Annotated in this window: 12 protein-coding genes and 1 tRNA gene; 12 read left to right on the forward strand and 1 reads right to left on the reverse strand. The window is 69.2% G+C overall.

The genetic code is table 11. The features are described 5' to 3' along the window. Positions 1 to 48 precede the first annotated feature (48 nt). From AB1L88_RS14965 to AB1L88_RS14980, 4 genes are all read left to right on the forward strand, one after another. The gene (locus tag AB1L88_RS14965; RefSeq protein WP_367097478.1) at positions 49 to 783 is read left to right on the forward strand and encodes a phosphoribosylanthranilate isomerase; all 735 of its coding nucleotides are present in this window, start codon (positions 49 to 51) and stop codon (positions 781 to 783) included. Then, positions 783 to 1,061: a hypothetical protein gene (locus AB1L88_RS14970; protein WP_367097479.1), complete on the forward strand. Its 279-nt coding sequence runs from the start codon at positions 783 to 785 to the stop codon at positions 1,059 to 1,061. The genes AB1L88_RS14965 and AB1L88_RS14970 overlap by 1 nt, the downstream gene beginning before the upstream one ends. A gap of 238 nt (positions 1,062 to 1,299) precedes the next feature. Next, on the forward strand, positions 1,300 to 3,276 hold the full coding sequence (locus AB1L88_RS14975) for a 30S ribosomal protein S1 (protein ID WP_367097480.1): 1,977 nt from the start codon (positions 1,300 to 1,302) through the stop codon (positions 3,274 to 3,276). Between the two features lie 876 nt (positions 3,277 to 4,152). After that, positions 4,153 to 4,989, forward strand: coding sequence for an RNA polymerase sigma factor RpoD/SigA (locus tag AB1L88_RS14980; protein ID WP_152053169.1), 837 nt, complete (start codon positions 4,153 to 4,155; stop codon positions 4,987 to 4,989). Positions 4,990 to 5,199: 210 nt separating this feature from the next. Here AB1L88_RS14980 and AB1L88_RS14985 read toward each other — a convergent pair whose 3' ends face one another. Then, entirely contained in the window at positions 5,200 to 5,922 is a 723-nt protein-coding gene (locus AB1L88_RS14985; protein ID WP_367097481.1) for a PEP-CTERM sorting domain-containing protein, read from the reverse strand. 594 nt (positions 5,923 to 6,516) lie between these two features. Between AB1L88_RS14985 and polX the strand changes: the two genes are divergently transcribed. From polX to AB1L88_RS15025, 8 genes are all read left to right on the forward strand, one after another. Beyond that, positions 6,517 to 8,244 (forward strand): DNA polymerase/3'-5' exonuclease PolX, encoded by a 1,728-nt coding sequence (gene polX, locus AB1L88_RS14990; protein ID WP_367097482.1) that lies wholly within the window; start codon positions 6,517 to 6,519, stop codon positions 8,242 to 8,244. Between the two features lie 320 nt (positions 8,245 to 8,564). Next, complete coding sequence (locus tag AB1L88_RS14995) at positions 8,565 to 9,029, forward strand: DUF2203 domain-containing protein (RefSeq protein WP_367097483.1); 465 nt, start codon at positions 8,565 to 8,567, stop codon at positions 9,027 to 9,029. 45 nt (positions 9,030 to 9,074) lie between these two features. Next, positions 9,075 to 10,391, forward strand: a complete 1,317-nt coding sequence (locus AB1L88_RS15000; protein ID WP_367097484.1) for a TAXI family TRAP transporter solute-binding subunit — start codon at positions 9,075 to 9,077, stop codon at positions 10,389 to 10,391. Positions 10,392 to 10,532: 141 nt separating this feature from the next. Beyond that, on the forward strand, positions 10,533 to 11,219 hold the full coding sequence (gene cmk / locus AB1L88_RS15005) for a (d)CMP kinase (RefSeq protein ID WP_367097485.1): 687 nt from the start codon (positions 10,533 to 10,535) through the stop codon (positions 11,217 to 11,219). Then, positions 11,216 to 11,941 (forward strand): lysophospholipid acyltransferase family protein, encoded by a 726-nt coding sequence (locus tag AB1L88_RS15010; RefSeq protein ID WP_367097486.1) that lies wholly within the window; start codon positions 11,216 to 11,218, stop codon positions 11,939 to 11,941. Before cmk ends, AB1L88_RS15010 begins: the two co-directional genes overlap by 4 nt. Positions 11,942 to 12,185: 244 nt before the next feature. Beyond that, positions 12,186 to 12,584, forward strand: a complete 399-nt coding sequence (locus AB1L88_RS15015; protein WP_367097487.1) for a hypothetical protein — start codon at positions 12,186 to 12,188, stop codon at positions 12,582 to 12,584. Positions 12,585 to 12,681: 97 nt separating this feature from the next. Next, positions 12,682 to 13,578 carry an SDR family NAD(P)-dependent oxidoreductase gene (locus AB1L88_RS15020; protein WP_367097488.1) on the forward strand — a complete coding sequence of 299 codons (897 nt, stop codon included), beginning with the start codon at positions 12,682 to 12,684 and terminating at the stop codon, positions 13,576 to 13,578. Positions 13,579 to 13,601: 23 nt separating this feature from the next. Further along, positions 13,602 to 13,675, forward strand: a tRNA-Val gene (locus tag AB1L88_RS15025). Positions 13,676 to 13,923: the final 248 nt, after the last annotated feature.

Consider the following 13,923-nt stretch of genomic DNA (forward strand, 5'->3'; position numbering starts at 1 on the left):
GCTTCGCACTCGGAATGGACGACGGCCAACCGCTGAAGGATGGCCGTCGTGTCCCTGTCATTGGACGTTGACATTAACGCCTCCACACCGCTCATCAAGATTTGCGGCGTGACCACCGCCGACGATGCTCGGATGGTGGCCGGCTCCGGGGCCGACTGGATCGGCCTGAACTTCCACCCGGGCTCGAAGCGTTACGTCGCCCCGGATCGGGCTCCCGTCCTCGTCGCCGCGATGGCGGGGCTTGCCGAGCCGGTCGGCCTGTTCGTCGATCGGCTGCCGGTGGAGATCGTCCGGGAATCGGAACGCGCCGGGGTCCGGATCGTCCAGTTGCACGGCGATGAGCCGGCCGAGACCGTCCGCGACCTGAAGCGGGACGGGTACCAGGTGATCCGGGCCTTCCGGTTGGCGGATCGTGCGTCCCTCGACCGCCTGGAAGCCTGGCTCGTGCAAGCGGCGGAGATTGATGGATCGCCCGATGCCGTCCTGATCGATGCCTTCGTGCCCGGCCAGCAGGGGGGCACCGGGCATCCCATTGCGACCGAGGTGCTCGACCACCTGGCCGCCCGCCTGAACACCTCGCGGTTCCTGTCGACCCACCACGAAGCGGACGGGCACGTCCCCCGCCTGATTCTCGCGGGCGGGCTGACCCCCGAGAACGTCGCCGAGGCGGTCGATCGGGTCCGGCCCTGGATGGTCGACGTCGCCAGCGGGGTCGAGTCGAGCCCCGGACGCAAGGACCGCGATCGCGTCTTGCGGTTCATCCGGGCCGTACGGTCGGCCTGATGGGACGGCGATTGAGCGTCCGGGGCTGGCCGGTCCGCCTGGGGGGGCATCCGCATCGCGGCTGGCTCCCCCCCGGCGCCGCCCAGCCGTTGCCGACCCCGACGCGGTCGGTCCTGCTCGACATCGCGATCGAGGCGGGCGAGTCCGGCTGCCTGCTCATCGTGGAGGCCCAGGACGGTTCGATGGCCTCCGACACCTGGCACGCCTCGCCCGACGAGGCGATGCGGGCCGCCTCGACCTGGTTCGGGGTCGGGCGGGACGACTGGATGACGGATTGAGCCGGGAATTGGCCCGCATCGCGGCGATTCTTCGGCCGGATCCGGCGAAATCCCCCTATCCGGACCTCGGCGGGGCAGGTTACAATGGCCCGTTGCGTTCGCAATCCCGGTCTGCGCGCGGCGCCGGGACCTGACTCCTCTTCGATTTCCCTTTTGCATCCAGGGCGGCAACGATCCCGACCCGACGCGCGCCGGGGCGGACGGAGGCTGCCGGGCGGTCCGGACCGACCTTATTTTTATGGTAGATCGCAACCTGCTCCGCGAGTTCGATATCTCCGACGAAGAGTTCTCCACCGCCGTCTACACGGACGGGAACCAGGAGGACCCGATGGCCCTGCTCGAGGAGGGCCAGGAGTATGTGCTCAATACGATCGTCCACGGCAAGGTGGTCGATATTGTCGGCGACCAGGCGATCGTCGACGTCGGCTACAAGGCCGAGGGGCTCGTCCCGCTGAACGAGTGGGATGAGACCGAGGGCCGCCCCGAACCGGGCGACGAGGTCGAAGTCCTGCTCGAGGGCATGGACGACGACACCGGCGAGATCCTGCTCTCCCGCAAGAAGGCCCACCGCATGCGGGCCTGGGAGAACGTCATCTCCAAGCACGCCGAGGGCGACGTCGTCACCGGCCGCGTCACGAAGAAGATCAAGGGCGGCTTGCTCGTCGACATCGGCGTCAACGTCTTCCTGCCGGCCAGCCAGGTCGACATCCGACGCCCCTCGGACATCGGGGATTACCTCGATACCGAGATCCAGTGCATGATCCTCAAGATCGACGAGGGGCGACGCAACATCGTCGTCTCGCGCCGCAAGCTGATCGAGGAGCAGCGCGCCCGGCAGAAGGAAGCCCTGCTGTCGGAGATCGAGATCGGCCAGGTCCGCAAGGGTGTCGTCAAGAACATCGCCGACTTCGGCGCGTTCGTCGACCTGGGCGGCATCGACGGCCTCCTGCACATCACCGACATGTCGTGGGGCCGGATCAACCACCCGAGCGACATGGTCCGGATCGACGACACGATCGAGGTCATGGTCCTCAACGTCGACCGCGACCGCGAGAAGATCGCCCTGGGCCTGAAGCAGAAGTCGCCGAGCCCGTGGGAGAACATCGGCGAGAAGTACCCGGAAGGCGCCCGCGTCACCGGCGAAGTCGTCAACGTCATGTCCTACGGGGCCTTCGTCAAGCTCGAAGAGGGGATCGAGGGGCTCGTCCACATCTCCGAGATGTCCTGGACGAAGCGCATCAATCACCCGAGCGAGCTGGTCCAGATCGGCGACAAGGTCGAGGTCGTCGTCCTGGGCATCAACCGCGACAAGCAGGAAATCTCGCTGGGCATGAAGCAGACCCAGCCGAATCCCTGGGACCAGGTCGCGCAGAAGTACCCGCCGGGCACGATGGTCGACGGCACCGTCCGCAACCTGACGAACTACGGCGCCTTCATCGAGATCGAGGAGGGGATCGACGGGCTCCTGCACATCTCCGACATGAGCTGGACCCGCAAGATCGGCCACCCGAACGAGCTGCTCGAGAAGGGCCAGCAGGTCTCCTGCCAGGTGCTCAACGTCGATCAGGAGCGCAAGCGGATCGCGCTGGGTCTGAAGCAGCTCAAGCAGGACCCGTGGGAGACCGACATCCCCGACCGCTACCACCCCGGCGACGTGGTGGTGGGCAAGGTCACCAAGCTGACCAACTTCGGCGTCTTCGTCGAGCTGGAGCCGGGCCTCGAAGGCCTGCTCCACATCTCGGAGCTGGCCGAGCACAAGGTCGATAGCCCCGAGGAGATCGTCAACGTCGGCGACGACATCGAGGTGAAGATCCTCCGCGTCGACCGCGGCGAGCGCAAGATCGGCCTGTCCAAGAAGAAGGCCGGCTGGAGCAAGGAGGAGATCGAGGCCGAGGAGACGAAGGCCGAAGGGGCCGCCCCCGGCACCCCTGCCGCCGCCGCCGCCGCGTCCTCGGCCAAGTCCGAGCTCAAGGGCGGCCTCGGTGGCGGTGGTCCGCTCTTCTCCTTCGGGGGCCAGGACTCCGGCGAGGCCTCGGGCACCGAGGCCCCGGCTGCCGCTGCCGAGGCTTCGGCCGAACCGGCCGCCGCCGAGGCTTCGGCCGAACCGGCCGAGTCGGAGGCCGCACCGGCCGAATCGACCGAGTCCGAGACCCCGGCCGAACCGGCCGAGTCCGAAGCCCCGGCCGAATCGGCCGAGACGGAAGACAAGGCCTGATCGCAGCGCCTCGGATTGCTGATCCTTCGCCCGAAGCCCGCCGATCGCCCTCGCGATCGGCGGGCTTCGTCGCGTTCCCGACCCCCTGATTCGGGCGCGTTCGCTCGGCGACGACGCCTCGCCTCCGGCACGAAGAACGACCCTCCCCGGGCCTCCGGGCAGCCCCCTCATCCCGACCGAATTGCCCGGGTGACTTGCCTCGGGGCCCGCCCCCGAGGGCGGCGGGTCCGTCCCCGGATTCGTGCCTCATGCCGGGTTTGCGGCTCGGGTTCCTCCCCGAATCCGTGGCACACGGGGACCCTCTTCGAGGCGATCCGGGATCACGTTCCAGGTCCGGCCCCTCCCTCGCCCCGCGAATCCGCGATCATTCGGCGCCGCTCGCCGAGGGACCGCGACGCGACGCGTGCCGGTCGCCGCTGCGCGGACCACTCGCGAGACAATTCGGGATCCGAAGGCAAGATCCTCCCGCGTCCGGGCCCCAGGGAGATCGGGATCAAGCCGCACAATCGGTACAACTTGAACAATGCGGTTTTCCCAGGCATCCTATTTTCACAAGACCCCTTCAAATTCCCACTCTTCCTGGACGATAATGTTTCTGAACCGCGAATCGATCTCGACCGCAACGCAAGGCTGCTCGCATCGGGGGGCGTCATTCCGCTTCAAGGGGTGATGCGACTTGAGGTGCCGGGCCCGGGCGTTCGAGAGGGAGGGATGCGGGGTCGGTGGTGGCGTCGAGCGAAGGCGATCGGGGCGGGCGGATCGAGGCCGGCCCGTCGATCGGATTCGGGGCGGCGCCCCGGCGGCTCGAAGGCGGGGGGAGAGACACCGTCCGGTGCACACCGCAGCACCAGAGTGACCGACGCGAGAGGGACCTTCATGGCTCGTATTCGACGACACCGACGCGACGTAGTTCAGAGCCCGCTGGAGACCTATCTCCGGGAGATCAACGAGGTCAGGCTGCTGAGCGCCGAGGAGGAAAAGGAGCTCGCCCACCGCATCTCTCGGGGAGACAAGGACGCTCGGGATCGGATGATCCGCGCCAATCTCCGGCTGGTTGTGAACATCGCCCGTCACTACACGGGCAAAGGGCTTTCGCTTCAGGACCTGATCGAAGAGGGGAACCTCGGCTTGCTCCGGGCCGTCGAGGGGTTCGACCCGTCGATGGGGACCCGATTCAGCACCTATGCCAGCTACTGGATCAAGCAGTCGATCAAGCGGGCCCTGGTCAACACGGCCAAGCCCATCCGGATCCCGGCCTACATGGTCGAGCTGCTCTGCAAGTGGCGCAGGATGCAGGCCGAGCTGCAGGACCGCCTGGGACGCCTGCCGACGGTCGAGGAGATCGCCGCGGCGCTCGAGCTGCCGAAGAAGAAGCTGGCGATCGTGAAGAAGGCGATCAAGGTCTACAACCTGGTGCCCCAGACCGATCAGCCCGAGAACGGCTGGAGCCTGGGCGAGATGCTCATGGACGAGCGGACCCGGGCGCCGGACGTGGAGATGCTCGAGGCCGACAACCTGAAGCTGGTGATGCTCCGGCTCGACGCGATGGACAAGCGCGAGGCGACGGTGCTCCGGATGCGGTTCGGCCTGAACGACGCGCCGCCGAAGACGCTCAAGGAGATCGGCGAGTCGCTCGGCCTGACCCGCGAGCGGGTCCGCCAGATCGAGAACGAGGCCCTGGGCAAGCTCTCCGCCTCGTTCATGGCCGATTGATCGGGCCGCGTCGAGACGCGCCCGGCCGGACGGCCTCGCTGCCGCCGGTTGGCGCATCGCGCCGCGACGGGCCAACGCCGAACGGCCGACCCCTCGCCCGGGTCGGCCGTTCGGCTTTCAGGTCGGTCGTCAAGGTCCGCGGTCTCGACCCACTCGGTCCCGATGGCCCGGGAGGTTGAGGCCCCTCCCGGCCGCATCGGCCGGCCGCACTCAGGAGACGATGCGGCGGCGATGCCGGTGGTAGAGCAGGGCGGCCCCGCCGCTGAGCAGGATGACGATGGTCGTCGGCTCGGGGATCGGGAACGGCTCCGGCGAGTTGTAGGAGCGGATGTTGCTGACCGGCTTCAGGCCGGTGAAGTCGTTGTTGAACGCCCCCTCGAAGGTGCTCTCGAGCAGCGGGGTGAACTCCATGTAGGCGGTGTCGCCGAAGTATCGGGCGAGTTCGCCGCCGGTGACGTCGATCTCGACGTCGAACATGTCGAGGCCGATGGGGGCCTCGGGGCTGCCGAAGTCGAGCCAGCCGAACTTCGTCGGGGTGCCCTGCAGGAGCAGGCCCTCGAAGGTCTGATCGCCCGCGACGATCCGGCCGTACAGCTCGTACAGGTTCGACGGGTCGGCGACGACGTTGCCGCTGGCGTCGAGGTTCAGCACCAGCTTCTGCGACTTGTTGGCGCCGCCGGCGTGTTCGATCGGGAACGAGGTGGTCTCGTCGCCGGCGATCTCCCACGGCGTATTGGTCATGGTCAACACGCCCCGCTGGGTGGCTTCATCAAAGTCGTATTCGATACGACCGTTGATGGCGGCGGCGAGGACGTCTGGGAAGGCGAGCTTCGGGTCGGTCCGAATCAGGTTGGCCTCGGCGGGGCTGCCGAACAGGGCAGTCGATCCAACGATCAACCCGATGACGGCGACGTAGTGACGCATCCGGTGCATGGAAACTCCTTCGGTCCGATCGCGTCGGGGGGTAGCCCGCTCGGACCTCACAATTGCAACGCTCGCCGTCTCATCCCGTCTCACACCCATCCTCTGGTGCGATTGTCGGCGGGCGGATCGGCGACAATTCGTCCGCGGTCCGCGTGGCGATCCAGTCCGTTCTGCCCGAGGGCTGCCGAGGCATCCCCGGCGATCCTGGCGGATCGTCGGGTGTCGAAGGCGGGACGGTCGCTCAGGAAGCAAACTCAATCCGTGGTGTGCGCCCGACCCCGGCATCGGAGCCATCGGGTCGTACTCCGGATCTCCGGAAGCAATCGTCGCGGTCCGGTTCTCCCGGTTTCCGTGCCGTCGCCCCAAAGACGCGGCGAACGATACTCGGGCCCCGCAAACCTGTCAACTCGGAATTTCCCCCCCAATCCGCCCCGGCGTTCGCGGGGGCCGTCGCGGCGGTCGGCCCGGCCGCTCGAGGGGTCGGGACCCCGGCCTCGGACCGATCCTCCGGCTGCCTGATCGGCCTCGATTTCGTTACCATCGACCGCGGACGTCGGCGGTCCGATCCGTCGTTTCTTCGTCGTTTTCCCGAGGCCCTTCGCGATGCTCGCTCACGACGTGGCTCGCCTGCTCGACGAGATGGGTACGCTCCTGGAACTCCGGGGAGAGAATCCGTTCCGGTGCCGGGCCTATCACACCGCCGCCGACGCCGTCCGGGGCGTCGGTGGGGACCTGCACGACCTGATCGCCTCGGGGAAGCTGGACGAGGTGCCCGGCATCGGCGAGACGATCCAGGCGAAGGTCATCCAACTGGTGACGACCGGGCGGATCGACGCCCTGGAGGAGCTCCGCGAGCGGATGCCGCCGGGCCTGGTGGCCCTGCTCCGGGTGCCGGGCCTCGGGCCGAAGAAGATCAAGGTCCTGCACGAGACATTGGCCATCACCAGCCTGGCCGACCTGCGGCGGGCGGCCGAGTCGGGGGCCATCGCCGGGCTGAAGGGCTTCGGGGCGAAGACGCAGCAGAAGATCCTGGATGGGCTGGACTTCGTCGAGTCGGCCGGCGACCGCATCCTGCAGAGCACGGCGCTCCGGCTCGTGGCGCCGGTCGTCGAGGCCGTCCGAGCGGCCCCGGGGGTGGAGCGGGTCGAGGTCTGCGGGAGTCTGCGCCGCCGGGTCGAGACGATCGGCGACCTCGACGTGCTGTTCGCGGCGGTCGACCCCGCGCCGGTGCTCGATCGATTCGTGGCGCTGCCGGAGGTCGCCGGCGTGCTCGCCCACGGCCCGACCAAGGCGAGCGTCCGGCTGGCCGGCGGGGTCCAGTGCGACCTGAGGGGGGTGACCCCCGACCAGTTCCCGTTCGCCTTGCATTATTTCACCGGATCGAAGGCGCATAACATCGTCATGCGACGCCGGGCCATCGCCCGCGACCTTCGGCTTAACGAATATGCCCTGGAAGGCCCCGACGGCCCGGTCCCCTGCCGATCCGAGGCCGAGCTGTTCGAGGCGCTCGGCCTCCATTTCATCCCCCCCGAGCTGCGGGAGGATCAGGGCGAGTTCGAGCTGGCCGAGCGCGGCCCGATCCCCCCCTTGATCGAGCGGGGCGACCTGAAGGGGACGTTTCATTGCCATACCGACTGGAGCGACGGCGGCAATACGCTGCTCGAGATGGCCGAGGCCGCCCGGGGGCGCGGCCTGGCCTATCTCGGCATCGCCGACCACTCCCGGTCGGCCGGCTACGCCAATGGCCTGAGCATCGACCGGGTCCGCCGCCAGTGGGACGAGATCGACGCCTTGAATGAGGCGTTCGGCCGCGCCTTCCGGCTGTTCAAGGGGATCGAGTGCGACATCCTGCCCGACGGGTCGCTCGACTACCCGGACGAGGTGCTCGAAGGGTTCGATTACGTCGTCGCCAGCGTCCATTCGAGCTTCGGGCAGGCCCGGGAGGTGATGACCGATCGGATCGTCCGGGCGGCCCGGCATCCCCTTGTGACGATGCTCGGCCACCCGTCCGGGCGGCTCTTGCTGCGCCGAGACGCGTATGCGGTCGACCTCGACGCGGTGATCGACGCCGCGGCCGAGGCCGGCACGATGATCGAGATCAATGCCAACCCCCACCGGCTCGACCTCGACGCGGCGCATGCCCGGCGGGCCCGGGATCGGGGGGGCCTGCTCGTGATCAACCCCGACGCCCACTCTACCGGGGGCCTCGACGACCTGGAGTTCGGCATCGGCGTCGCCCGCCGCGCCGGGCTCCGTCCCGGGCATGTGTTGAACTCGGCGAGCCTCTCGGACGTGACGCGACGGTTGCGGACGTGTCGAGGTGATGATTGAACGCGACGGTTCTTTCGAGAAGGCCGATGGGCGCGATCTTGCGGGTCGGGGCCGGCCTTCTATAATGCAGACAGGTGAATCCCCACAGGACGACGGAGAGACCACCCGAACCGGAGGACGATGACGGTCGGTCCGTGGACGTCATCCCCCAGACGACGATGTCACTCCCGCCGAGGCAGACGGTGCGATCGCCTTGCGCTCCTCGCGTCTCTCGAAGCGGGCCTTCCGACTGAGACTGAACTTGCCGAACCGCCCGCGATGCCCCAGTTGCACGATCGCCCGATCGGGTCAGTTTGACCCTCTTGCACGAGATTCGCGCCATGGCATTACCGAAATCAGAGCCGCCTGATCGACGCTATTTCACGGTCGAGGAGGCCAACCGCGCCCTGCCGCTCGTGCGGGCGATCGTGGCCGACATCGTGCGTCAGTGGCAGGTCGTCAGCGACCTGGAGCAACGCCTGACCCCCGTGCTCGATCGCCGGCGGACCACCCGGCCCGACGACGACCCCTACGACGCCGAGCTGGAGAGCCGCCGCACGGAACTCGCCGCCGAGCAGGCGAACTTCCGGCGCTACCTGCACGAGCTGGAGGCGCTCGGCGTCGAGCTGAAGGGGGCGCACAACGGCCTCTGCGATTTCCCGAGCCTCAAGGACGGCCGCGAGGTCTACCTCTGCTGGAAGCTCGGCGAGTCCGAGGTCTCTCACTGGCACGAGCTGCATTCGGGCTTCTCCGGCCGCCAGCCGATCGAGAGCGACGAGCCCTCGCCCGCGGGGCATTCGGCGTAGGCCGGCCGATCGGCGAGGCGATCCCTTCCCGTCGAGACCGAACCGATGGCGCGACGACGTTCCCGGATGGTCCGGCGCGGGGTCGCTTACGCGATGCTCGCGATCCTGATCGGCTCGGCCGCCACCTGGTTCGTCACGCGGGAATGGCTGCCCCGGACCCTCCGGATCGCCTCCGGGCAGGTCGAGGGCCGCTATCACGAGTTCGCCCGGCGGCTCGGGCCGGCGATCGAGGAGCGGCTCGGTCGGCCCTCGGAGATCCTCGCGTCCGAGGGGTCGCTGGCCAGCCGGGAGCTGCTCCTGAATGTCGATCCCGGCCGGCGGGCCGACCTGGCCATCCTCCAGGGTGGTTCGGTCCCGCTGCGAGGCCTGGCGATGATCGCCCCGCTCTTCCCGGACGTCGTCCACGTCGTCGCCCGGGCCGACCGGGGGATCGAGACGATCGAGGATCTCCGGGGCCGTCGGGTGGCGGTCGGGGAGCCGGGGTCGGGCATGCAGGTCAGCGCCCGCCACCTGCTCAACCACTACGACCTGGAACTCGACGCCCGGTCGGTCGGTTTCGAACATCTCCTGTTCGACCACGAGCTGGACGCGGCGATCGTCACGACCAACTCCAGCAACCGGGCGCTGCGGCGCCTGCTGGCCGAGGGTCAATATGTGCTCATCCCGGTCCTCGACGCCGAGGCCATCGCCCTGATCCATTACCATTACCACGCGATCACCATCCCGAGGGGCCTGTTCTGCGAGGCCCCCCGGATCCCCCCCGAGCCGGTGCCGACGATCGCCACGACCGCCTTCCTCGCGGCCCGGGCCGACGCCCCCGCCCGCCTGGTCGAGGAGACCCTCGACGTCCTCTACTCCGAGATCGGCCCCTGGGACTTCCCCGACCTGATCCCCCGGTCCCAGGCGCTCGACTGGCAGCCGGCCCCGATGCACCCGACGGCCCGGTCGTTCTTCGACCCGTTCGACCACCTCGGCTGGACGGCCACGGTGCTCGAATCCCTCTCGGCGCTCAAGGAGTTGCTCTTCGCCCTGGCCGCCGGCGCCTACCTGATCTGGGACCGCTGGCGGCGGCTCCGGGAACGCGAGGCCCAGGAGGACGTCCGCGTCCAGAAGGAACGCCTCGACCTGTTCCTCGAACAGACGGCCGCGATCGAGCGCGAGCAGATGGACACCGACGACCCCCGCCGCCTCCGAGAGCTGCTCGACCGCGTCGTCCGGATCAAGCTGCACGCCCTCTCGCAGTTCACCCACGAGACACTGCGAGGCGACGGCACCTTCGCCCTGTTCCTGCTCCAGTGCAACAACCTGACGAACGTCATCCAGCTCAAGATCGTCACCGCCACCATGCGCCAGCGGCGCTGATCGGCCGGCCAAGCGGCATCGGGGGCCGCCGATCGAGGCCCGGCGGAGGGCCCGATCCCTCCCGCTCCGGCCTCGGAATCGCTAGACTTGGTCCGGTGTTCGCGACCGAGGGACTGCAAGGCGGGAGGAGCGGCGATTCACATGCGGCGCGTGGTGACCATTGACGGGCCGGCCGGATCGGGCAAGAGCACGGTGGCCCGGATCGTGGCCGACCGGCTCGGCTGGCGGCTGCTCGATACGGGGGCGATGTACCGTTCGGTGGCTCTGGCCGCCTTGCGGGCCGGGGTCGACCTGGCCGATGAAGAGGCCCTGGGCGACCTGGCCGCCCGCCTCACCGTCTCGCTGCCGCCGGGCCAGGTCGTGCTCGATGGCCGGGACGTGAGCCGAGACATCCGCACGGTCGAGGTCACGCGAGTCACCCGCTTCGCCGCCCAGAACCCCCGCGTCCGCCAGATCCTGGCCGGCTGGCAGCGGGCCTTCGCCGCCGAGAACGACACGATCACCGAGGGCCGCGACCAGGGGACGATCGTCTTCCCCGACGCCCCGTGCAAGTTCTTCCTCACCGCCAATCCGACCGAGCGGGCCCGCCGCCGTCACGCCGAGTTCCTCCAGCGCGGCGAGTCCATCTCCTTCGAAGACGTCCTCCGCGACCAGCAGCGGCGCGACGCCGAGGACACCGAACGCGCCATCGCCCCCCTGCGTGCCGCCGACGACGCCGCCGTCCTCGACACGACCGGCCGAACGATCGACGAGATCGCCACCCTCGTCGAGTCCGCGGTCCGCTGCTCTCTGGGCGAGTCGCCCTTTTCGGAGCCCCCACTCTCATGACCGCCCCCGAATCGGCCGCCCCCTCGCCCCGCCGTCGCGACCCGGGCGACGCCCCCCGACATGATCGCCCCTGGATCCGACGGGTCGGGTATCGACTGACGCAATGGATGATCCGGGCCGTCATGGTCTTCTTCGGCGGCTTCCGGGTCTCGGGGCAGGAGAATGTCCCGGGGCGCGGAGCGGCCCTGCTCGTCTCGAACCACCTGAGCTTCTGGGATGTCCTGGTCCTGGGCAGCGGGGTGCGTCGCCCGGTGAACTTCGTGGCGCGATCGTCCCTCTTCTCCCCGAAATTCGGGGGCGCCCTCCGGTTCTTCGGCGCCTTCCCGATCCAGCGAGACGGCTTCGGCTCCCAGGGGTTCAAGGAAACCTTGCGACGCCTGAAGGCCGGCGGGATCGTCACCTTCTTTCCCGAGGGGACGCGCTCCCCCGACGGCACCTTGCAGGAGTTGAAGCCCGGCATCGCCGCGTTGGCGACCCGGGCCCGCGTGCCGATCCTCCCGGCCGGCATCGCCGGGACGTTCGAGTCGTGGCCCCGGGATCGGAAGTATCCCCGGCCCCACCCAATGCGCCTGCACCTCGCGCCGAGCATCGCCCCCGAGGAGCTCGACGGCCTCTCGCCCGAGGACGCGACCCGGTTGATCCGGGATCGGCTCGAGCAGGCGATCGAGGCCGCCCGGCAGGCCTTGCCCGCCGCCCGGAGGCCGGCGATCAAGGACTCGTGACCGCTTCGGGAAATTCCGGTTGGCCGATCCGAACCCTTCGGGTACAGTCGCCCGCCGGCCGGATGGCCCCGCCTCGACTTCCGATCTCCCCCTGTTGAGCCTGCCGTACGCGAGGCCCAGACCCGAATCGAACCGGCCGATCCCCGGAATCGACCCGAGTGAACGACCGGGCGAGCAGGAAGGCTCGCCCAGTTACTCGGAGACCCGGCCCGGGGCGGACCCTCCCTCGGCACAGGAGATCGCCATGCGACGCCCCTCGACGTCGCGCCGCCCCGGTCCCGCGGGCCTGGCCCTGGCCCTGACCGGCCTGGCGCTCGCGACCGGTTGCACGCACAACCACTATTATGGAACCTCTCCGGCCTATGTGGTGCCGGGAGAGACCGTGATCCTCGACGACGTCTGCGAGCTGCCCAGCCGGGTCGTCACGCAGAGCCCCTCGCTTGTGGCCCGGGCCGAGGCCCCTCGGTCGTCCGTCTCGAGCGAGCCGGATCTGGTCACCAGCAACTCCCGATCCTCGCGGGTGGTCATCAGTCGGCCCAGCTCAGGCCCGGTGGCCGGCGGCGGCTGGAATGCGCTCGGCCGCAACCCGAGACTGGTCACGACCGAGGTCCACGGCGGGGCCGACGAGTCGCTCGTCCGCTGATCGATCGCGGGCCCGCCGATCGTCCTCATCCGACCTTCTGATCCGCTTCCGATCACCGCCCGAGGGCTCCCCGACCTCCAAGGAGTGCGTCACTTCCATGCCCCGTCGCCGAGACTCGTTCCAGGCCGCGCGTTGCCTGATTACCGGAGCATCGTCGGGAATCGGTGCCGCCTTCGCCCGCCTGCTGGCCGCCGACGGCGCCCGAATCGTCGTGACCGGCCGGTCGGCCGATCGCCTCGCGACGGAGGTCGAGCACCTGAGGGCCGCCGGCGCCGCGGCCGACCGGATTCTCGCCGTGCCCGCCGACCTGACCGATGCCGACTCCCGCCGGTCGCTCCTGGACGCCACGGCCGATCGGTTCGACGGTGCGCTCGACCTGGTCATCAACGCCGCCGGGGTCGGGGCCTACGGGCGGTTCGAGTCGCATGCCCCGTCGGTCCTGCGCCAGGTCTTCGAGATCAACGTCTTCGCCCTGGCCGAGATCTGCCGAGAGGCCTTGCCCTTGCTCCGCCGGGGCGATCGCCCCTCGTTGCTCAACATCGGCTCGATCGTCGCGCGCCGGGGATTGCCCGGCCGCCCCGAATACTCGGCCAGCAAGTTCGCCGTCGCCGGCCTGACCGAGGCCCTCCGCGCCGAGTGGGCCATCGACGGCATCCACGTCATGCTCCTGAACCCCGGCTTCACCACCACCGGGTTCGAGCGCAACGTGGTCGTCCACACCGCGATCTACAAGACCGAATCGCACCGCAGCATGACCCCCGACGCCGTCGCCGAGGCCGGGCTCCGCGCCTTGCTCCGCGGCCGTCGCGAGCTGACCCTCACTTCCCGCGGTCGCCTGCTCCTCGCCGTCAACCGCATCGCTCCCGGCTTCGTCGACTGGGGCTTCGGCCGCTGGACCCGACGCCTCTACGCCGACTCCCCCGCCCTCGCCGCCGCCGAGGCCCGCGCAGGCGAGTCGTCTCCCGATTTGCCACCCGAGCCCCCCGCCCGCTAGAATGACCTGGCACGCATCCCCTCGGGCGATTAGCTCAGCCGGTTAGAGCGCCTGTTTTACACACAGGATGTCGGGGGTTCGAATCCCTCATCGCCCACTTCCCAGTCGCTGCGGGAAAACAACCTGGGCGACAGCCTCTGCTTTGACGATTCGGTCATCCGGTCGGGCCTCTGAGTGGCCTCCTGGCTGGTCCTCGGCCGAGTTCCTGGTGACCCGCTCGATCTCCCGATCGGACGGCGACCATCGTCGTTGCCGTCGGTCGGGGTTCCCTGCGCGCCGTCGCCTTGCGCTTGACGAACGACTTGGCTGCGTCCCGATGTCGGGAGCATGCCTGGTCCGACGCCC

It is taken from the genome of Tautonia sp. JC769 (assembly GCF_040717455.1).
Taxonomy (GTDB): Bacteria; Planctomycetota; Planctomycetia; order Isosphaerales; family Isosphaeraceae; genus Tautonia.